This is a genomic window from Heyndrickxia sp. FW510-T9 (genome assembly GCF_058781025.1).
Genome location: NZ_JBYSWK010000017.1, coordinates 1 through 22537 on the forward strand (window position 1 = coordinate 1; position 22537 = coordinate 22537).

Annotated in this window: 17 protein-coding genes; 14 read left to right on the forward strand and 3 right to left on the reverse strand. The window is 36.0% G+C overall.

The genetic code is table 11. From position 1 onward, the window contains the following. Positions 1–228 precede the first annotated feature (228 nt). From AC3WJF_RS10755 to AC3WJF_RS10800, 10 genes are all read left to right on the forward strand, one after another. Complete coding sequence (locus AC3WJF_RS10755) at positions 229–1830, forward strand: PucR family transcriptional regulator (RefSeq protein WP_492451974.1); 1602 nt, start codon at positions 229–231, stop codon at positions 1828–1830. 125 nt (positions 1831–1955) lie between these two features. Beyond that, entirely contained in the window at positions 1956–3224 is a 1269-nt protein-coding gene (locus tag AC3WJF_RS10760) for a cytosine permease (RefSeq protein WP_492451976.1), read from the forward strand. Beyond that, positions 3221–4324, forward strand: a complete 1104-nt coding sequence (locus AC3WJF_RS10765; protein ID WP_492451978.1) for an S-methyl thiohydantoin desulfurase family protein — start codon at positions 3221–3223, stop codon at positions 4322–4324. The genes AC3WJF_RS10760 and AC3WJF_RS10765 overlap by 4 nt, the downstream gene beginning before the upstream one ends. Beyond that, the gene (locus AC3WJF_RS10770) at positions 4317–5867 is read left to right on the forward strand and encodes a hydantoinase/oxoprolinase N-terminal domain-containing protein (RefSeq protein WP_492451980.1); all 1551 of its coding nucleotides are present in this window, start codon (positions 4317–4319) and stop codon (positions 5865–5867) included. The genes AC3WJF_RS10765 and AC3WJF_RS10770 overlap by 8 nt, the downstream gene beginning before the upstream one ends. 333 nt (positions 5868–6200) lie before the next feature. Then, positions 6201–6740 carry a GNAT family N-acetyltransferase gene (locus AC3WJF_RS10775; RefSeq protein WP_492451982.1) on the forward strand — a complete coding sequence of 180 codons (540 nt, stop codon included), beginning with the start codon at positions 6201–6203 and terminating at the stop codon, positions 6738–6740. Between the two features lie 156 nt (positions 6741–6896). After that, a complete protein-coding gene (locus AC3WJF_RS10780; protein ID WP_492451984.1) occupies positions 6897–7292 on the forward strand; it encodes a VOC family protein in 396 nt (131 codons plus the stop codon). Between the two features lie 15 nt (positions 7293–7307). Further along, positions 7308–7682, forward strand: a complete 375-nt coding sequence (locus AC3WJF_RS10785; protein ID WP_492451986.1) for an MmcQ/YjbR family DNA-binding protein — start codon at positions 7308–7310, stop codon at positions 7680–7682. Between the two features lie 494 nt (positions 7683–8176). Beyond that, positions 8177–9592 carry a toxin Cry1Ac domain D-VI-related protein gene (locus AC3WJF_RS10790; RefSeq protein WP_492451988.1) on the forward strand — a complete coding sequence of 472 codons (1416 nt, stop codon included), beginning with the start codon at positions 8177–8179 and terminating at the stop codon, positions 9590–9592. Between the two features lie 255 nt (positions 9593–9847). After that, positions 9848–11656 (forward strand): oligoendopeptidase F, encoded by a 1809-nt coding sequence (gene pepF, locus AC3WJF_RS10795; protein WP_492451990.1) that lies wholly within the window; start codon positions 9848–9850, stop codon positions 11654–11656. After that, a complete protein-coding gene (locus AC3WJF_RS10800) occupies positions 11634–11876 on the forward strand; it encodes a hypothetical protein (protein ID WP_492451992.1) in 243 nt (80 codons plus the stop codon). Before pepF ends, AC3WJF_RS10800 begins: the two co-directional genes overlap by 23 nt. Before the next feature lie 118 nt (positions 11877–11994). Here the strand turns inward: AC3WJF_RS10800 and AC3WJF_RS10805 are convergent, their stop codons facing one another. Further along, a complete protein-coding gene (locus AC3WJF_RS10805; RefSeq protein WP_492451994.1) occupies positions 11995–17235 on the reverse strand; it encodes an AAA family ATPase in 5241 nt (1746 codons plus the stop codon). A 157-nt stretch (positions 17236–17392) separates the two neighbouring features. On the opposite strand from AC3WJF_RS10805, the gene sinI reads away from it, so the two are divergent. Then, positions 17393–17548: a DNA-binding anti-repressor SinI gene (gene sinI, locus AC3WJF_RS10810; RefSeq protein ID WP_492451996.1), complete on the forward strand. Its 156-nt coding sequence runs from the start codon at positions 17393–17395 to the stop codon at positions 17546–17548. Here sinI and AC3WJF_RS10815 read toward each other — a convergent pair. Both AC3WJF_RS10815 and AC3WJF_RS10820 read right to left on the reverse strand, forming a co-directional pair. Next, positions 17535–18245 carry a response regulator transcription factor gene (locus tag AC3WJF_RS10815; RefSeq protein WP_492451998.1) on the reverse strand — a complete coding sequence of 237 codons (711 nt, stop codon included), beginning with the start codon at positions 18243–18245 and terminating at the stop codon, positions 17535–17537. The genes sinI and AC3WJF_RS10815 overlap by 14 nt on opposite strands. Positions 18246–18629: 384 nt before the next feature. Further along, positions 18630–18809: a hypothetical protein gene (locus AC3WJF_RS10820; protein WP_492452000.1), complete on the reverse strand. Its 180-nt coding sequence runs from the start codon at positions 18807–18809 to the stop codon at positions 18630–18632. Positions 18810–19142: 333 nt separating this feature from the next. Here AC3WJF_RS10820 and AC3WJF_RS10825 point away from each other — a divergent pair, with 333 nt between their 5' ends. The 3 genes from AC3WJF_RS10825 to AC3WJF_RS10835 all read left to right on the forward strand — a co-directional run bounded on the left by AC3WJF_RS10825 (position 19143) and on the right by AC3WJF_RS10835 (position 22535). Next, positions 19143–19763 carry a TetR/AcrR family transcriptional regulator gene (locus AC3WJF_RS10825; protein ID WP_492452002.1) on the forward strand — a complete coding sequence of 207 codons (621 nt, stop codon included), beginning with the start codon at positions 19143–19145 and terminating at the stop codon, positions 19761–19763. 156 nt (positions 19764–19919) lie between these two features. After that, positions 19920–21431, forward strand: coding sequence for a DHA2 family efflux MFS transporter permease subunit (locus AC3WJF_RS10830; RefSeq protein ID WP_492452099.1), 1512 nt, complete (start codon positions 19920–19922; stop codon positions 21429–21431). A 183-nt stretch (positions 21432–21614) separates the two neighbouring features. Beyond that, a complete protein-coding gene (locus tag AC3WJF_RS10835; protein WP_492452004.1) occupies positions 21615–22535 on the forward strand; it encodes a hypothetical protein in 921 nt (306 codons plus the stop codon). Positions 22536–22537 lie beyond the last annotated feature (2 nt).

A 22537-nucleotide genomic window follows, 5' to 3' on the forward strand; every position in this document is an offset into this window, starting at 1 on the left:
AAAGAGCGCGAATCCTATCCATTTCAAAGATTATATACTTATACGAAAGCAACAATCTTTGCGAAAACAGCATATAATTAAAATGATTGAAAACAAAATATTAATGACAAATACTATGCGATTGGAGGCAATTGTATAGTATTTTTTGCATTTTGATGCGCCAAAGTAGTAAAATTTGATAATCAATAGAAAGCTATACATTCATTTTAAGATAAGAATGCCTAGGTGGTGAATGACAATGGGGTAACGGTAAAAGATTTGCTGCAATTGCCATCCTTTAGAGGAGCAGAGGTGTTAACGGGTAAAAATAATCTGGATCGCACCGTATCATCTTTATCTGTGTTAGAAGTATCTAATGCAGAATTTTTCTCAGAGATTATCCAAACCGTTCAAGAGGAATGGTATGCGGAAGAGCTTGTCATTAGCTCTTTTTATTCCGTAAAAGATAGTGTAGAAAAACAATGTGAAGCTATTCAGCACTTACATGATCTAGGAGAGCTAGGTCTGATTTTATATTATGTGGGAATTATCTTGCCAGAGATACCAGAAGAGGTGCTGCAATTAGCAGACTCGCAGGGGTTTATTATCATTTGTATGCCTAAAAACGATTATTCTCTCCGTTATAATGAAGTAATTTACGAAGTTATGGAAGTAATTGTAAGTAACCAGGCGGTTAGTGATCATTTTGTTAAGGATACTTTAGAGAAGGTTTCTTTGTTGCCAGAACATCTGCGAAGTGTGGAAATTACCCTCAAGATGTTATCTGATCGCCTGAAATCTAATATCCTGCTGACAAATACTAATTTTGAAATTGTGAACCAAGTAATGTGGCCGCGAAATTCATCCTTAGATGTTTCGAAAGTTATCCAAGAATTTTCTAAATATAAATTGGATGATAGAAATGGAAAACAACAATTAGAAAGAAGTAATCTAGCTTGTTTTGTTGAATGGAAGAGTATTCACCAAAAAAATGGAGAGATCCTTTATCTGTTTCTAATTAAAGAAAATTCAAAATTGCCGGCTAAGACTATTGAAAAAATTAGTGAAGTGGTACAAGTGGCGATTAATCTTTGGGGAGACAAGCATGATGAAGTAAGTGAATATGCCTTAGTAAAAGCCATAATTAATGATGAGAGCGACAAAATGCGAAGATTAGCTAAGCTGCTTCACATCGATGTGTCTTCTATTCAAATGATGTGGTTAGTATATATTGACGATTTATCTAAAGAAAAGGGTATTAGAGATGAATTGGAAGAACAACTTTCGAAATATTATAAAACAAGAGTGATCCAAACCGTTGATAAGTGTATTATTGTTCTTTTAGGGAATTGCTTATATAAATACCACGAATTTGAGATTGCATCTGAATTTATCGAAACGACGAACTACTTCTCGCATATATCGGAAATTGTTTATTCGCCTAAAATGAGAAACACTCAAGATGTACGTCGCATGTATCAGTTAGTCAATAATGTAGGAAAGAAAGTTCACTTAATCTTTCCAATGCGTAAATTGTATACGGCAGCTGAAGTCAGGTCGATGAAGCGAGCCATAGATATGAGTAAACAAGGAGAGGAAATGATTGAAGAAAGTTTTTCTGTCATTGCTCCTATTTTAAATGATAAAGAATCTTTGATGACACTGATGACCTTTCTTTTGGATGCGAATGGAAATTTTGACCAGTGTGGGAAACTGTTATTTGTTCATAAAAATACCGTAAAGTATCGGATCAAAAAGATTAGTGAACTGATTGGATATGATGTAACCATTTTTTCCGAATTTTACGATGTGTATATAGCCTGTATGATATATCGATTGATTAATAGATAGAAACATCCGTGGTTTTGTCTGAAAGGACAAAATTTCGGATGTTTTTTTTCATTTTTGAAAAAGACTCGGGTATATTCCTTCTTTTATAATTAGAAAAAATTTAATAAGAACTTAGGAGGGGCATTATGAAAAAAAATGAAGCGTCTCAATCCTGGTATAGTCTCGGGATTATCTGGGCTGGAGCGATGATTTGTATACCAAGTCTTTTAGTAGGTAATGCACTTGTTTCTGGTATGAGCTTATTTAAGACTTTATTGGTTTCATTGATTGGGTATTCAATTATAGTAATCCTTATGATTTTGCAAGGGATTCAAAGTAGTGATTTAGGAAAGCCAACAGTTCAAGTTGCCGGTCAAGTGTTTGGGAACAAAGGATCTCGGACGATAATATCGATTATTTTGGCTATTGCTTGCTTAGGTTGGTTTGGAATTCAGGCCAATGTTTGTGGTGCTGCTGTAGCTAATTTGTTAGCGGTGTACCACATGCATGTGCCCGTTCCGTTAGCTTCTTTCTTTAGTGGCTTGGTGATGGTCATTTCCGCTATTTACGGAATTAAAGTGCTGCGTGTAGTAAGTTATATTGCCGTTCCTTTATTGGTCGTCATTTGTGTATATGGTTTAATCCAAACACTGAGTGGGGATCATTTACAACTAATCCAAAACTACAAGCCTAAAGGAAATATGAGTTTTACGAATGGACTGGCAGTAACGATTGGTTCATTTGCATTAGGAGCAGTAATAGCGGGTGATTATTCCCAATTCTCCAAAAAGCGTTCAGATGTATTAAAAGCAGCAATCTTTGGAATTATTCCAGCCGGTGTGCTCATGATTGGAGTAGGAGCGGTTTTAACAATCGCATATAAAACAAGTGATATTACTGCTGTCTTTATGGATATAGCTACACCATTTATTGGCGGAGTCGCTTTGATTTTAGCTACATGGAAAATTAATTTGGTGAATGCGATTTCGGGTGGATTTGCCCTCATTAATGTTTTTAACATTTCTAAGCAAAAGGAAAAAATGGCGGTTGGAATTGCTGGAATGGTAGGGACTTTGCTTGCTGTAGTGGGTATATTAAATTACTTCACACCTATTATGTCGATATTATCTGCGATGATTCCACCTGTTGCAGGTGTGATGATTGCTTCTTATTGGGTGATGAATAAAGGGGATAAGAATAGTTGGAGAGAAGTGGAAGGCGTAAACCGATTAGGCATTTTTTCTTGGCTAGTTGGTGCTTTAATTGGTAGTGCTCCAGTTGTTTTATCTTTATTCCCTAGCTTGCCACAAATACCTAATCAGCCTTTAATTGGGATTGTCATTTCATTTGCAATTTATTATTTCGGGTATCGTATATCTGTACAAAAGACTGTTATGTTGGAGGAAAATAGATGAGATATTTAGATAAAGAAGCCATTGAACATATAGCGATAGGAGCTGCCTTTTTAGGAACTGGTGGAGGAGGAGATCCTTATGTAGGAAAGTTGATGGCTCTTTCTGCTATTGAAAAAAATGGACCAGTAAGATTGTATTCCGTAGATGAAATAGAAGATGAGGACTTTTTCATTCCAGCTGCAATGATGGGGGCACCTTCTGTTTTAATAGAAAAGTTTCCAAAAGGAGACGAGTTTGTTAACGTTTTTCAAAAACTTGCTCAGTATTTAGGGAAAGACAAGATCTCAGGAACATATCCAATGGAAGCTGGCGGGGTTAATTCGATGATTCCAATTGTGGTAGCAGCACAACTGGATTTACCACTCATTGACTGCGACGGAATGGGAAGGGCATTCCCAGAGCTACAAATGGTGACATTTCATTTGGATGGTATTTCGGCAACACCGATGGCAATTACGGATGAAAAAGGTAATATCGGGATTTTTGAAACTATTGATAATAAATGGACGGAACGATTAGCCCGGTCGGCAACGGTTGAAATGGGGGCTAGTTCTTTAGTTAGTTTGTATCCAACAACTGGTGCACAGATCAAGAAGAGTGGAGTCCATAATATCATTACGCTTTCTGAAAAGATTGGCGAAATTATTTCTTCAAAAGATAGAGATGCGAAAGAAAAGCTTCAAGAATTACTAAAGTTAGTTTCTGGATATGAATTATTCCAAGGGAAAATTGTCGATGTTATTCGCGAAACAAAGGGCGGATTTAATCTTGGAAAAATAAATCTAGAAGGAATGGAAGGATATAAAGACGAAAATATGAAGGTTCATTTTCAAAATGAAAATCTGATTGCCGAAAAAAATGATCAGGTTGTAGCGATGACACCTGATTTACTTTGTCTAGTAGACTATGAAACTTTATTACCCGTTACAACAGAAAGCTTAAAATATGGAAAACGTGTTCGAGTGATTGGTTTACCAGCTCATGAAAAATGGAGGACGGAAAAAGGAATCGAAACAGCTGGTCCAAAATATTTTGGTTATGATTACGATTATGTTCCAATTGAGGAACTGGTTAAAAAGGTGGTAGCTGAACATGTATAAGCTTGGAATTGATGTTGGTGGAACAAATACAGATGCGATTATTTTAGATGAAAATCATCATCTGATTCATTGTGTAAAATCGCCGACAAGTTTAGATATTAAAACAGGTATTGAAACGTCTTTACGTAACTTATTAAAAGAAGCGAACATTGATAAAACAAAAATCACTCATGCGATGCTAGGAACAACGCAGTGTACTAACGCGATTGTCGAACGGAAAAAATTAGCCCGAGTCGGTGTGATTCGTCTAGGATATCCTGCAACGGCTTCCGTCCTTCCATATACTGCATGGCCTCAAGATATTGTTGAAAAGCTATCAGGGAATTATGCTTTATTACATGGTGGTTATGAATACGATGGTCAGTTATTGGGAGAACTTGACGAAGCTGAAATTAAAATGCTTCTAGATGATTGGCAAGATAAAGTAGAATCGATCGCTGTTGTTGGCGTTTTTTCTTCCATCAAAAATGATCAAGAACTACAGGTTCGCGACCTAATTCAAGAAGTATATGGTGAAGAATTCCCGGTTTCCTGTTCCTCATTGATTGGGTCTGTTGGTTTAATTGAGCGAGAAAATGCGACCATTCTTAATGCAGCCTTATGCAAAGTAATTGAAACGACAACTAAAGGGTTTGTTCAAGCATTGGAAGAAGAAGGGATATTTGATGCAGAAGTGTATTTATGCCAGAACGATGGAACCTTGATGTCTATAGATTATGCGAAGCAATTCCCAATATTAACAATAGCATGCGGACCTACGAACAGCATACGCGGTGCTTCATATTTAGCAAAAGTCAAAAATACGATGGTTCTTGATGTTGGTGGTACGACTTCCGATATTGGGGTCCTACAGGACGGATTTCCAAGAGAATCTTCCGTAGCAGTCGAGGTTGGGGATATCCGCACAAATTTTAGAATGCCAGATATTATTTCTGTTGGGCTAGGTGGAGGAAGTATTGTTCGAGTAAACAATGGCAAGATCACTGTTGGACCTGATAGTGTAGGATACAAGATCGGTCAAGAAGCACTTGTCTTTGGAGGCGAAACACTTACGACAACGGACATCGCTGTTCGACTCGATTTGGCTGAAGTAGGAAATAAGAGTTTAGTAGCGCATATTGATGAACAGTTTGCCAAAGATGTTCTATTTGAAATTTCATCTATTATCGAGCAAGCCATTGATAAGATGAAAACTTCTTCAGAAGATGTCGAGCTAGTAATCGTAGGTGGGGGCAGCATAATTGTTCCAGATACTATTCGTGGGGTATCCAATATCATGAAAGTGGAAAATGGAGATGTAGCAAATGCGATTGGTGCATCTATTGCCCAAATTAGTGGGCAATATGAACAGATTTATATTTATTCTAGAGAACCACGTGAGGAATCTTTGAAAGACGCTCAAGAAAAAGCAGTGAGACAAGCCGTATTAGCTGGAGCGGTTTCCGATACGATTGAATTAGTGGAAGTAGAAGAAACTCCGCTTGCTTATCATCCGGAAAATGCGACTAGATTAAGAGTGAAAGTGGTAGGGAAGATGCAGTAAGGCGCGAATCATTTATGAAAAATAGAAGATTTGTAAAAATTTAAACTGATGACGATTGCTCTTTGATAGTGAATATCGACAACAAGGGTTCGGAATGTTCTATTCCGAACTCTTTTTTTGCGTTTAATATACTTTGTTATATTTAAAACTTATTGATAAAAGGCAAACAAATTAGGATATCAAAATCCACCAAGTAATCGTTTCGACTTAGTGTTCGTTTCATCTTTGCTTAAAATCTTGTGATTATTTTTGTCTTACTATACATTAAAATAAATGCATAAATTTCATTAACACAATTATTTGCAATATCTACCAAAGGAAAGAGGGAGACAGATGAATACTAGTTTATTTCATTCATTGGAAGGGGAATATATCTACTTCAAAGCATTAAGTGTTGAGGATGTTCAAGAGATTCATAATTATGCTTCAGATAAAGAAGTTTCCCGATTTATTGGCTGGAATTTAATGAATACTTTGCAGGAAACTCGTGAGTTTATTGAATTAATGTTAAAGCGCGAGTCTGAGGGTACTCATTTATACGCATCCATTGTTCTAAAATCAACTCATGAAATTGTTGGAACAGCTATGATATTCAATTTTGACCAAGAAGCCAACAAGGCTGAAATTGGTTATGTATTTCATAGAGACCATTGGGGAAAGGGATATGGAACAGAGATTGTAACATTGATGACGGATTTTGCATTTGAATCGCTTCGTCTTCACAAACTCTATGCTAATGTAGTGGATGCCAATATTGGTTCTGCTCGGATACTTGAAAAGAATCAATATGAATTAGAAGGAAGATTGAAAGACAACTATTTTATTGAAGATAAATATTATGATGCATTGCTCTTTGGGAGAATTACAAACTAAATGTAGGAATTGTTTTATCAAAGAATCTGCCGTGCAGTGCTAATTTTATGATAACTGAATATTTCCCTATATTCTTTTCTATAATAGAGAGGAAATTAAAAGCGAAAAACAGAATTTATTAGCGAAAAGAATTTTTTTATTAAATAGGAGGAAATTATGGGAAGAGTAGTTCATTTCGAAATTCATGTAGATGATATGGATCGTGCAAAGAAGTTTTATGGAGAGGTATTCGGCTGGACATTCCAAGATTGGAGTGAGTATGCTGGAATGCCATACTTTGGAGCTGTGACTGGCGATGAAAATGAACTTGGAATCAATGGAGCATTGATGCAACGTCAAAGTGCACCGCCAGAACCAAGTCAAGCTTTAAACGGATATGCTTGTACAATGGGAGTGGAAAGTTACGATTTAACTGAGGCGAAAATTTTAGAAAATGGTGGCAAGGTTGCTATGCCGAAATATGCTCTACCTGGAATGGCGTGGCAAGGATATTATATTGACACTGAAGGCAATACATTCGGAATTCATCAACCCGATAAGAATGCAAAATAGTAGATGAATAAAAACATGGAACCACAAGACACTGTAGGTAGGCTTGAAAAATTGCGCAAAATCTGTCTTGCACTGCCTGAAGCAATTGAACATATCGACGGTTTTGGCCACAATACTTTTAAAATCCAAGGAAAATCATTTGTAATTTCAGGAGAAAACGATACAGGATTTCGATTATCATTTAAATCAGACCGTGAAACTCAGGAAATTTTGCTACAGAAAGAGCATTTTTTCAAAGCTCCCTATATAGGGCATCATGGCTGGGTTTCAATTCAAAATCCAGATGGTGAACACTGGGGTGAATTGACCGACCTAATTCAGGAAGCGTATTTGCGAGCGGCACCGAAGAATTTGGTTAAGAAATGGAAAGAAGAGCTCCATAATAAGTAAAGAAAGGCAGAATAATTTGCCTTTCTTTTTTTCATTTTTATGATGCTTTACCCCTTAAAATTTGGCCATTTTAAAATTTAGCTTATCTTGGAGGACACACGATCTCTTATTTGTGAAATAATGCAGTAATTTCGTGTGTTTGAGGACACACGTTCCGCTATATGCCCAAAATGTATTGATTTCCTTATGCTTTTAAGTACTTAACGGAATCTGTGTCCGCTTAATCCCTAAATTAAGGCGATTTAATAAGAATAGCGGATTCTCTGTCCGCATAAAAGGTAAGGTTGCTAATTCCAGGGAAGTGGGACCTTTTTGTACTTATCGCTCCTCAATCTAACGTGCATATTTAGTAATATTTCATATTAATATTATTTATTTCATTTTGAATAAATATGCCAAATGAAGGTTTACAAATATACTATTCTAGTGAAATTATAATAAAGAATGAATTACTAGACTAATTATTTTTAAACGATGAAAGTGAGTTTTATAAGATGAAAAATAACCAAAAAATAGCTATTAGTTTCATTACTTTTATTTTATTTGCTGGAGCAGGTGGCTATGGATATATAAATCATGTAAATACTGTAAAAGCGGATGAGCAAAAACGAATAGAGGTAAAGAATAAACAACGAGTTCAAATTGCCAAGGAAGAAGTAAATAAATTATATTCAAGTGCAAATAAAGAGGCTTTAGCCAATGACTTATCCAAACAAAAAATAGCCAATGCTCTTGAGAAAGTAAAAGAAATAAAAGATAGCAAGATAAAATCCCCATTGGAGAATGAAATTAGTGATATTCTATTTCTATTTAATTTTCAAATAGAGATACATAATTTATTAGAAAAAGGAGTAATTGTAAATGATGTAAAATTAGCACAAATTACATCGTTGAAAAAGGATTTTGACAAAGTAAAAGAAATTAACTCTAAAATCGCTGGTACATATAAAAAGGACGTTCAAATAATAAATTCTCAGTTTAAAGAAATCCAAGTTGCGAATAAAAAGGTACAATCATTTTTCTCTGATAATAAAACGTTAACGGTTAAAGATGATGTTTCTAAAGATCAATACATGAACGCAATGAAAATGGTTGATTCCATCAAGAATACTAAGGCAAAAAATAATCTTAAAAAACAATTGGAAAAAGTAAATAGCGTTTTAGTAGCGAAAGAAAAAGAGGCAAGTCGAACTATCAAGAAGAATAAGAAAAAGCAAAAAGCTTCCAGTAAGGATAAACAGCAGAGCTCTACGAAAACGACTACTGAGGTTAAACAACAACAGAATGCTGCTAACTCTTCGACAAGTAGCAAAGAAATAAAAAGAGAAACAGGACTAGCCGCCATAGTGGCTCAAAGTCAAACGGCTAAAAAAACCAATCAAATCGTTACCGTAGTAGCTAGTGGAACTAATGCCCAAGTCACTCTTTTCGAAAAAAGGAATGGAATATGGGAAAAGGTGATTACAACAAGTGGTCATGTTGGGAGCCAAGGTGTAGGAATGGCAAGTGAAAGCGTAAGTAGAACACCAAAGGGGAGTTACAGTCTTGGATTTGCCTTTGGAACGAGCGATCCCGGTACCCAATTGCCGTTTAGAAAAATTACACCAAATAGTTATTGGATTTCAAACGTAAACGATCCTCAATATAATACTTGGCAAGAGAGAACATCATCCAGTAAATATGATGAACATTTAGCAGATTATCCTACTCAATACCATTATGCAATTGTCATTAATTATCATAATGGTGTCGGAGGCGGTTCCGGGTTTTTCTTGCATTGTGATAATGGACGCCCTACAGCTGGATGTGTGTCTGTACCAACAAGTGTTATGGTTCAATTCATGAAACGCATTCATTCCGGTGCCTATATTATCAACGTGACAAGTGAGGGTAGTATAGCTAACTACTAATAAGCTATTGATACTGGGATTTTGTAAAAATTATTAAATAGAAGATCGCATTATTGGAGAGAAATAGGAAAAAATCCTGTTTCTTTTTTTTACACATGATGTAAATAAATCCGTAGGTGTTCATGACGTACATATACTAATCTCTGTATAAAAATCTTTTCAAACATTCAGTATTCTTGTACAATAAAATAAAAAGTTTCGGAAGACGAAATATTTTCCGTAACCAAATAATATACGTTTGAAAGGGGTATTAATATGACTGGAGTAAAGAACAAAACATTATCTCGTTCAGAAGTTGCTGTTAAAGAAACTTGGGATTTGAGTGATTTATTTAAAACGGACACAGATTGGCTATCAGAGTTAGAGGCGATAGAGAACGATATCCAGACGGTTACGCAGTACAAAGGTCGTCTTGCTGAAAGTGCAAAAAACTTGTTTAATTGTCTTCTTGCTAGAGATTCGCTAAGTGAGCGGTTGGTTCGTGTGATGACATTTGCTAGCCTTCGTCAGTCGGCAGATGGAACCGATTCTATTAATCAAGCAAATGCTTCCCATGCTTCTTCAATGGCCTCTAAGGTTAGTGCAAGTTTGTCATTTATTGATTCAGAAATTCTTGGACTGTCTGAAGAATTGATAAAAGATTATATGAGTCAAGAGCGAGGGTTAAAAGATTTTTCGAAAACATTAATGGATTTATTGGAATTAAAAGACCATATGTTATCTCCTGAAACCGAGGAAGTGTTAGCTGCTTTAGGAGAAGTACTGGACTCCCCGTATATGATTTATGAAAGAGGCAAAACATCCGATATGCAGTTCTCCTCTTTTACAACAGAAAGTGGAGAGGAATACCCTTTAACTTTTAATTCTTACGCTACATTTGAGGGGGCATCTAATACAGAGCTACGTAGAAAGTCTTATGATTCCTTTGTAAACACCCTTAGCCAATATAAAAATACTTATGCGGCAACTTACGCTACAGAGGTTAAAAGACAAGTTATAGAAGCACGAATGCGTAAATATGAATCAGTTACAGATATGCTATTACATAGTCAACAAGTGACAAAAGAAATGTATCACAATCAATTGAATACCATTTTAACTGAGCTTGCACCACATATGCAGCGGTATGCAAAATTAAAAAAGCGCGTATTAGGTTTGGAAAAATTTTATTATAGTGATTTAAAGGCTCCTCTTGATCCAGAGTATGACCCTGAAATTACGTATGAAGAAGCCTCTAAACTTGTGTTGGAATCTTTGGAGGTGATGGGACCGGAGTATAGTGAAATCATGGAACAAGGTCTACAAAATCGTTGGGTTGACCGAGCAGATAACATTGGAAAAAGATCTGGTGCATTTTGCTCAAGTCCATTTGGAGCACATCCTTATATTATGATGACATGGAATAATTCTATGAGGAATGCGTTTACACTAGCTCATGAGTTAGGCCATGCAGGTCACTTTGTATTAGCGGGTCGCAACCAGATTCTTTCAAATACTCGACCTTCTAGATACTTTGTAGAAGCACCATCCACGATGAATGAATTATTACTAAGTAAACATATTTTAAAACAGTCTGATGATACAAGAATGCGTAGATGGGTCATTCTTCAATCTTTAGGAACGTATTATCATAATTTTGTTACGCATTTACTAGAAGGAGAGTTTCAACGTCGAGTGTATGATTTAGCTGAAAAAGGAACGCCAATTACAGCGAAAATTCTGTGTGAACAAAATATGGAGCTGTTAGCGAATTTCTGGGGAGACAGCGTAGAGCTGGATGAAGGCGCTGGTTTAACTTGGATGCGTCAACCTCATTACTATATGGGACTATATCCATATACGTATTCGGCAGGGTTAACCGCATCAACTGCCGCTGCGCAAATGATAGAGGAAGAAGGTCAGCCGGCAGTCGAACGTTGGCTTACTGTATTAAAAGCTGGTGGAACATTAAAACCGCTTGATTTGATGAATTTAGCTAATGTGGATATGTCTACACCAGAACCGATTCGCAAGGCTGTAGCATATGTTGGAACATTAATTGATGAATTGGAAAGAAGTTTTTAACAGTAATAACAGGATAAAACAAAGAACGCTTGGGCTTAACTTGCCCAAGCGTTTTCGTTGTATTGGAAATGTTATTGGACATTGGATCGGTTATTTTCTTAGAAATGCTCGTCTTGATTTCCAAATTAGGTGTGAAAAAATAGGGGAAGTGTGGAAAAACAGGGGAGATGTGGAAAAAACAGAGGAAATGGATGAATTAAATTGGGATAGCTTTTTATGAGAATCCCGTTAAACAGAATCCACAAGTTAGCATCGCCTTTACAGTCCATTCCACACGTACAAAACTCCAAAACGTCCACGAGTGGTGCCTGACACCATTCCATTGAAAAAGGAATGAATCAACTTCTGATCCATTCCTTTCCATTTCGGGACAAGGGACTTGTCCCCATGTCCACAATCGGAAGACGAATGAGGAAGGTGGTTCCTTTGCCTTCTTCACTTTCTGCCCATATTTCGCCTTTGTGGCTTGTAATAATTTCTTTGCATATGGATAAACCGAGGCCGTTGCCATTTTTGATAGAGCTATTTCTATTTCTCGAGTAATAACGGTCGAAAATTAGGGGCAATTCATCATCTGGAATGCCTGGTCCGGTATCACGTATGCTTATAATGACTTGTTTCCGATTGTTATCGTTATTTAAGGACAAGATGATTTCGCCATGCTTTGTGTGCTTTACGGCATTGGTTATGAGATTGGAAAAGACTTGCTCCATTCGTTCAAAATCAATCTCTACCATTGGAGACAGGCCGAAAGAATCGGAAGCGTGATTTTCCAACTTGCCTGTTAAACCATTTTTTATGATGTCATATTCATATTTTTGAAAGATATGTTCCATTAGCAAATCAACTGGAATGATTTCAAAGGAAAATTGAAACTGTCCTGTTTCCATTTTTGAAAGCTCAAATAAATCCTGAATAAGTAATTGCAAGTCTTCTATACGTTCCATACTTTTTCTCAAATAATCGTGTAGATTTTCTTCCTTAATCACACCATCTAAAATAGCTTCTATATAACCCCTTACAGAAGCTAGCGGAGAACGTAGGTCATGCGATATATTAGATAGAAAATGGCTGCGAGATTGCCTTTCTAGTTCAAGCTTCTGGTTCAGTTCTTCCAAGTGATGGTTGGCATTATGTAACTCGGTTGTTCGCTTGATGACTTTTGATTCCAGCTTTTCGTATAGATAAGCATTTTCAATAGAAATGGCAGCTTGCGTTGATAGGAATGTTAGAAAATGGATCATTCCTTCCTTAAAGGCGTGAGTCGCTTTATTATTTTCCAAATAAAGAATTCCTATTAAACTTCCTTTATTTAAAATAGGAAGACATAATAACGATTTCAACTTCTTGCCTTTAATATAAACGTCTTCCGTAAACATTCCTTCTACTGCTGCATTATCCAATACAATCGTTTCCTTGCTGGATTCTACATAATGAACAACATTTACACAAATAGATTCCATTTCTAAAATTTGCTTACCTATCAGGCTATCCATGTTATGTTCATCTAAACTTTTCTGTGCACCAACTACTAGTTGATCATCTTTTTTATATAAAAAAGAACCCCTGTCTGCACCGCCATATTCCATCGTGATGTCCAATAATTTATTCAATAATTTAATTAGAATGATTTCCTTCGAAATACTTTGGGTCGCTTGGATGGCGGCATGTATATCAAATAGCTGCCCAGCCGTCCCTTCTATGGAAACTTCAGGTTGAAAAAAGGCGTTATTCTCTTCCGATAATTGTTCTGCCTTTGCCTTAGCTCCCCAACTTACATACCCCTTATAAGCTTCGGCAAAAAAAGCACTCGCAAGCTTCTTATATCCTTTCTTCGCATAATACCTTGCCGCACACTCGTTGCAAATCGCCGCATCTTGTATAAAACCATGCTTCTCTGCATGATAAATGCTGTCATTATAAAACGAAAGAATGGAATCCTTTTCTTTCTCCATGCATGCCATCTCCGCTTTCAGTAGTAAATACTTATGCATGTAGTTTTCAGGAGCCAAATCCGCCCATTTCTTTAGTTTCTTTATACATTGGTCCAATTTTCTTCTAATCGCCTTTTTCTCACTCTCCGTATCTGCATCATCATAAAAACGAGAGAGCCAAAGACCGTGATAAAAATAATAATCGGAAATGACTACCAGCGTCAAACGTTTATTTATCAGTGGTCGTAGTGCCTTTAGTATTTCCTTCGCATAATCTTTTTTCTGAAAAAGATAGGACATTTGCAGCCTTAGCGTATAATGTATGATTTTCGCCGAATCATCATCAAGGACTGTTTCGAAATCCCAAGTACGAACGGAATTTGCACCGTTCAGGAATTGCAGCCATCCGGAAAGCTCTGTCAGAAAACCATTAGAAATGGGGTATTTTATTATCCTGACAAACTGAATTTGCCCGGAAACCTTCTCCATTACTTTCTCTATTGGACTACCACTCATAAATAAGGTAATAGCAATAAATGAAGCGTTTGCACCAGCTAGATGAATATTACCAGCTTCAATACAATACTGCTGGGACGTCTCTAATAGGTGGAGATTCTCATTAAGTGGATTTCTCCAATGATTCACAAATACTGCAAAGGTAAAATTAATTCTACCTATTAAACTCTGGGGTCCATTATGCTCCGCAAGATCAAACGCTAATTTTCCAAATTCATAACTGCCTTTAAAATCACCAAAGCCGGCGCTCAAAATCAATGCATAATTGCTAAATACCAGTGGACTAATATCTGTTAATCCATGTTTTAGAGTGAACCTCATTTCTCTTAGCATAAGTAAAGTGGCCAGATTCTGATCTAAGTGAAAAGAAGGAGCGGTCATCGCGATGAAAGTCTGTAATATCAAATATTGATCTTTATTATGGATTTCAGGAAGTTTTAACAGATCTTCTTTGTTTCTCCTATACAGTTTCGCCTTCAGTAATAAAAGCTCTTTTCCAATAACTACCTTACTAGGATTTTCGCCTATATTTATTCCAAATAACCTCAAACCTTCAATTCCAGATCTTACAGCATCCTTGACCCTATGAAGGTGTGCATATAACCTAATTTTCATATGATAGACTGTAAGTTTCTCATAACGGGTTTGTGCATTCTGGATGATGCTATCAAAAATTTCCTCTGCCTTCTGAAATTGGTTCGTTAAGTAGTAACATTCTCCAAGACCCTTCATCAATCGGAAAGTTAGATGATAGTGATCTTTCCAATTTGCACAGGTAAGCTCACTTGCTGTTTGAAAGAAAGTCAGTGCTTCTTGAAACGCGGCAGAAGCCTTCGCTCTTTCTCCCGCCATGATATTCCATTCAGTTAATTGCAATTTCTCGTGATGATGCAGATGACGTATGCTTACATTTAGATGCTTCACAATTGTAAATAGCTGGTCGTCTATATTATCACTAGATATCATAAGCAATCGTCCGATGGTTACATGGGCTTGTTCTTGTTCCTCCCTGGTCATAGTGGAATAAACAGCTTGCTGTACTTTATCATGAAGAAAACGGTAAGCTGGAGGATAATGTTCCAATAGGAATTTCTCGTCCTCCGGATAAACCCATTTATAGACCATATCGTTTGGGATGATTAAACCCGTTTCAAGTGCCGGCCATAAATAATCGGATGCTTCCTTGTAGCTGCTTTCTGAAATGATTGCCAATGTTTTTAAATCGAAAAAATTTCCTATACAAGAGGAAAGCCTTAATATATGTTGGGTAGAATCAGGAAGCATTTGAATTCTTTCCACTATAAAATCAACAATATCCTCTTTAACCGGTTTCTCTGTTATACCTTTAAAATCCGCAACCCAATTACCTCTGTCAGGCTGATGCAACAAATAACCATCCTCATAATAGGATTGCAGAAGCTGCCTCATAAAAAGAGGGTTTCCTTGCGTAATTCTATGCATTAATACAGAAAGCTGCTCTACTTGTTCCCCGCTATCCAATAATGAATCTTGCACCCATTCTAATATGGTTTGTTCCTTAAGATGGTGCAGAGGAATTTCCGTAATAGGAACATCCGCCTCTCGAATCTTTTGTATTGTTTTTACAAATGGATGATTTTCCCCCACCTCATTATCCCGATAGGCACCAATCAACAACATATACGGACAATTTGCCTGAGAAAGTAAATATTCGACCATCTCCAAGGATGCAATATCTGCCCATTGTAAATCATCGAGAAATAGTACAAGCGGATGTTCTTTTGCTGCAAAGATGTTAACAAACCGTTGAAAAACAAATATTAGCTGTTTTTGGTAATCATCGGATGAACCTTCTTCTTCGTAGTAATTTTCTTCACCTAATAACCATTTAAGCTCGGGAATCATGGTGATCAGCATGGAAATATTCCCAGTCAATTCTTGCTCAATCTTTTCTTTCCAGCGCTGAATGGAGATGGGACTTTCTGTCATGATTTGCCTAATGAGTGTTTGAAATGCAAGCATAATTGGTGCATAAGGTACTTGTCTGTTAAGTTGTTCGAATTTTCCGGAAATAAAATATCCATTTTCGCCAATAAGCGGCTTATGAATTTCATTTACTAGGGATGTTTTCCCCATTCCAGAATGACCATGTATTAGAACAATTCCTATTTCACCGTCACTAACTTGGTTAAACACCATTTCTACTCTATTTTTTTCCTGATCACGTCCATACAGCTTAGAAGCAGATTCAAATACATTGTTGAAATCCTTTTTTCCAATCGAAAATGGATCCACCTTACCTAAGGAATGAAGCTGTAATAAGCAGAATAGTAGATCCTCTTTAACCCCAAAAGCACTGTTATATCTTCCTTCTGGTGTTTTGGACAGCAATTTCATAATGATAGCGGACACCATTTCCGGAATTTCCTTTTTCATCTGTTTTGGCTCCGGAGCTGTCTTCGCCAAATGGGCATGAACTAGCTTAATAGGGTCTTCGTTCGCAAATGGAAGCTTGCCTGTTGCCATTTGATACAACGTAACACCTAAGGAATACAAATCGGTACGATAATCGACTGAGCGATTCATACGCCCAGTTTGTTCCGGTGATAGGTAGGAAAGGTGATTATCTACTTTATTGGGACGAGCAGTAATCACATAATTTTCCTGTTTCAAAGTGGTTGCATGATTAAATCCTGTCAATTTAACCCTAAACGTTTTTGGATTGATTAATATATTGTCCGGATTCATATTTTTATGAATGATTTGCCGCCCATGAATATAAGATAATGCCGACGATATATTAATGGCAATCTGTAAACAATCCACAATATGAAGACCGGGATTGGATAGGAGGAGCTCCCTTAAAGTAACACAAGGAAAGTATTCGTAAACTATGTAAGGCTCATTGATATGCTTAATCATGCTGAGTGGCTGAAGGATAAAATCAGCTTCAAGACTTTCGCTCATATGAAAGTCGTGATAGATGGAAGCCTTATCATACAAAGTTATGTTTTTCTTTTTCTTTTTCCACACCTTGATTAACACCTGTTTTTGCATTCCAGCAGAATATCCTTTATAAAAGGAGAATTCTGCGTTTTCGGTTTGTATGTCCAAAAGTTTGTAGCCAGGTAAAAATAGTTGGTCATTCAATGAAATCACCTACAAATCTAAAATCTGTGTTTAATAATTTATCAGTCTTTTAGTGAAAATAAGCTTTTAGGTAAATTTAAATGGGACTTTAGCAGAACTTTAACTTTTCCATTTATACTTTAACTATGGTGAAATTGATTTTCTGGAGGTATTAGGAATGGAAAAAGGCGGTAAAGTTGAAAATCGTATTACTACAGCTGAGCAATATACAGAATGGAAGCTCTTAATCCTGGAAGCAAAAAAAATAGGTTTACAGCCACATGAAATTAGGGGATTTTTCCAGAAGGCTATAAACAAACTTAAGAAACACTAAACTTATATCCAAACCCTCTTACCGTTAAAATATACATAGGTTTTGCTGGATTCGTTTCAATTTTTTTTCGTAAATTGCTGATATGAACCAATACAGTCCGATAATCGCCAACACTGTCTTCTCCCCATATGAAATCGAATAATTGATCAACACTGTACACCCTATTTGGATGTTCTGCTAATAAACACAAGAGCATGAATTCCTTTGCAGAGAGTGTCAATTCCGTACCATTTTTTTTCACAACATAATTTTCTTTTTCAATGACTAGATCGTGAAAGGTAAGGGTTGTTTTTTCTTTCAGAGGTACCTTGTTTCCTTCTTCATCCTTCCATTCCCGAGATCGCCGTAAATGTGCTTTTACTTTTGCAACGAGTAGCCTTGGACTAAAAGGCTTCGTAATATAATCATCCCCGCCAATCCTATGGCCAAGAATTTGATCAACATCGTCTTCTCTTGCACTCAAAAACAGAATCGGAGCCTTCGTTGTTTTCCTTAAAATTTGACATAGTTCAAATCCATCCATATCCGGAAGTGTAACATCTAAGATGATTAAATTCGGATGATGAAGCTTTGCTATTTCAAGAGCTGAAGTCCCATCTCCGGCAAAAAACAAATGAAATCCTTCCCTTTCCAAATACATCCTTTGTATTTCTTTGATGTTCGCATCATCATCCACAAGCAATATTTTCTCCCCCACAAAAAACTCTCCTTTGCTATTTGTTCGTGATTCCTTATTTTTTAGGCTTGCAAATTGACATAGACTCCAAAATAGAATCTTGGAAACCTATGTTGGAAAATGCAGGTGTTAGGAAGAAGCACTTCATCATTAAAATATATTTTCGAAGCTAAGTCTTCGGATACAGACATGTTTCAAAAGATTACAAAAATAGATAATATTCCACATCTTCATTATAAATGATGGGCTAAGAGGTTTCAATTTTGAAGGAAGCAAGTCTCCACTCTAGTCTTAGAAGAAGAAAGTGCAGAATGTTTATATATTTTTTTGATAAGTGGAATAAAGAAACAAAATAATAGTTTTGTGTATCAAACATTATATTTTAATGTGAGTTTAACGAAGAATCTATTTTAATCTTCCTGTATTCTGCATTTTCAACAAAACATCTAGCTTTATTTCAATTCTATTTAATACATCCAGCATAGATTGATATTCCCATTCTTTATTAAGAATAATTTCTTCCATAGAAGTTAATTTATTTGGTAATGAAGTCTGATAATAAACACTTGCATTTTTAGAATCCATCGTTATCCCCCTATATCATTCACGATACCAAAATTTCCATATATATTTTATCAGGTATACATTTTGTTCTTAATAATGAACTCTACACTAGTATAGCTTGACTATAAAATATTTTCAATACTAGAAATAGAGAATCTATTTTACCTTCCATTATGAAGAATTAATTCCAATACCTAAGCAGATTGCCAACCAAAAGCACTTCCCGCTTCATGATTTCAAAATATATGACACATTGTCATTTTTTATTATTGACTTATGACAACGTGTCATTTATAATTTTGATTTGTAATCATATATGACACGTTGTCACAAAAACGAGGTGAAAAACCAATTATGCCAAAACAAACGTTTTTTCATTTACCTAAAGATAAACAGGAAACTCTAATTCAATCTGCTAAAGAAGAGTTTTCCAGAGTCCCATTGCATGATGCATCCATTGCAAATATTATCAAGAACGCAGGTATTCCAAGAGGGAGCTTTTATCAGTATTTTGAGGACAAAGAGGATTTATATTTTTATTTGTTAAATAAACTCTCACAAAAAAATGCGGATCGATTTATGTCCATGTTAAAGGAAAAGAATGGTGATATTTTTGAGACATTTATTGAATCCTTTAAATTTTTGATAAAAGTCCACAAAAATCCTGAACATAAAAGCTTTTTTAAAAATGCTTTTTTAAATATGAATTATAAATTAGAAAACACTTTAGTGAACAGTGTTTACGTGGAGGGTCAAAAAAGACAGTATTTAGATATTATTAGCTTAATCAATACAAAAAATTTGAACATAAAGGATGAAAAGGATCTGCAAAATATGATGAGAATTACTATGTCAGTAACCTTTCATAATCTAATTCAAATGTTTGGTATGGAATTATCGGATGAAGAAACACTAAAAAATTATATCGATCAAATGGAACTGCTAAAAAGAGGCTTGTATAAGGAAGAGCACTAATGATCTTGGAATCAAGGAATAAGAAGAATATTAACTTAAAAAAGATTGTAGAAAAACTTCAAGAAAAAGGTATAAACGTGGAAATATGCAAACGACCTAACGGCAAAAATGTCTAGGTCCACAGAGGGAATTTTACAAAATAAGGAGATATAAATGATGGATTCAGTATTACAACAAAAAAAACCACCGTATTTAATGCTTGCGATTTTATTTATTGGTGCATTTGTTTCTTTTCTAAATAACTCGCTATTAAATGTCGCACTGCCGACTATTATGGTGGACTTAAAAATAAAAGATTATTCAACCGTACAATGGCTTTCTACAGGTTATATGCTTGTCAGCGGTGTCTTAATTCCAGCATCTGCTTTTTTAATAACACGCTTTTCAAATCGTAAATTATTTATTACAGCGATGACGATTTTCACATTAGGAACTGCAACAGCAGCCTTCGCACCAAACTTCGGACTGCTTTTAACTGGACGTATGATCCAAGCTGCAGGTTCTTCGGTAATGGGACCATTGTTAATGAATATTATGCTAGTTAGCTTCCCACGTGAAAAACGTGGTGCAGCAATGGGTGTATTTGGGTTGGTAATGATCACAGCTCCGGCAATTGGACCGACATTATCAGGTTATATTGTAGAGTATCATGACTGGCGCTTGCTTTTCAAAATGATCTTGCCGCTAGCTATTATTAGTTTGTTATTAGCAATTTGGAAAATGAATAATGTAATGGAACAAAACAAAAAGGCAACACTTGATTACCTTTCTGTTGTATTATCGTCCATCGGGTTCGGTGGATTACTATATGGCTTCAGTTCTGTAAGTTCGGATGGCTGGTCAGATTCAATCGTCATAATCACTTTAATCGCTGGGGCTATTTGTTTAAGCATCTTTATTATTCGTCAATTAATAATGAAGGAACCATTACTTGACCTACGTGTTTATAAGTACCCAATGTTTGCACTCGGATCTGTTATTGCGATTGTAAACGCAGTAGCTATGTTCTCAGGTATGATTTTAACACCTGCATATGTACAAAGTGTAAGGGGAATTTCGCCGCTTGATTCGGGTTTAATGATGCTGCCAGGAGCGATATTGATGGGGATTATGATGCCGATTACGGGTAAATTATTTGATAAATTCGGTCCGCGTATTCTTGCAGTAGTTGGACTCATGATAACAGCCTTCTCTACTTACATGCTAGCAAACTTGCAAATTGATTCAAGTTATTCTTATATTATTTTAGTTTACACACTTCGGATGCTTGGTATGTCCATGGTGATGATGCCAATCATGACAAACGGATTAAATCAATTGCCGAATCGATTAAATCCACACGGTACAGCAATTAACAATACGGCTCAACAAGTGTCAGGTTCCATTGGTACAGCCGTTCTTATCACAATTATGAATTCCGTTACAAAATCAAAAGCGGAAGACTTAATGGCAAGTGTTGATCCAGCGACTCTTACAAAAGCATCTCAAGTCTTACTAGGGCACAAAGCTTTATTAGCCGGTATTCAATATTCATTCTATGTTGCACTTGGCATTAACATTGTCGCACTATTGTTAGCTCTATTTGTTAAACGCGTCGATACAAGTAGTGAAACTGTTCAAAAATTAAATCAACAAGATAACAAACAATTGAAGCCTGAAGTGGGATAAGGAAGCGACGGGTCCTTTTTCCAAATTAAATTAGTCTCTTAGGGTTGCTTAGGCAGCCCTATTTTTTGTAGGATGTAGTACATTCCCCTTTTTCCATCATTTCAATTTTTTCCCTAAAAAAGCAATTGGCATGGTAAAATAGTGTTTATCATCATGTTATTCATGAAAAGGGGGAGTATGAAATTGGAGAAAAAATTTACAAAACCAAAAGGGTTTGGAGAGATATTGGATCATACCTTTAGTTTATGTAAAAAGCATTTTAAGGATTTTTTCATGATATTACTGATTATCATGGGACCGATTTATTTGCTGGAAGCGATTGTTCAACTTGCATCAGGAACCAGCTTTTTCAGACAAGTTGGGGGAGGAAGTCAATGGTTTACGCAGATTGTCAACAGTTTTGAAGAATCACAAACATTTGATTCAAGTAGTATTGGCGCTGATATAGGAACATTTTTGAGTGGGATCATTAGTTTTGTTTTCTCCCCGGTTGCAGAAGGAGCTATTTTGTTTGGTCTCCTCTATATCACGAAAAATGAGGAGTATACAATTAAACTGCTTATCAAAAAAGCCTTTTCCAGGTTTTGGCCGCTGCTTGGAAGCACTATTTTATTTGGGTTGATTGCGTTTGGATTAATTGGTGCTGCGATTCTCATTATTGCTTTAATAGTGTGGGGTAGCGTCGTTATGAACCCCATTCTTGGTATTATTCTAGGAATTGTCTTATTTTTAGGTTTTACAGTAGGAATTATTTATTTTCTAACGCGTTGGAGCTTTTACCTTGGTTCCGTTGTTCTGGACCGTATATCACCAGGACTTGGAAATAGCTGGAGGTTGACACGTAAACGGACATGGGTTCTAGCAGGATTATTTATTGTCTTTTATTTGATTAATTCTATAGTCAGTTTTACGATACAATCGGCATTGGGGATCGCTTTAGGAAATAGTGTGTTATTGTCCATCATTGTAAATATTGTGAGCTTGTTTACCACCATGATTTCCTACGTAGGGTTTGGGGTAATGTATTTAGATCTAAAAACAAGACATGATGCCGATGATTTAAAAGAATTGATTGAAGACTATCATTCTTCAACACTTAGTTAGGT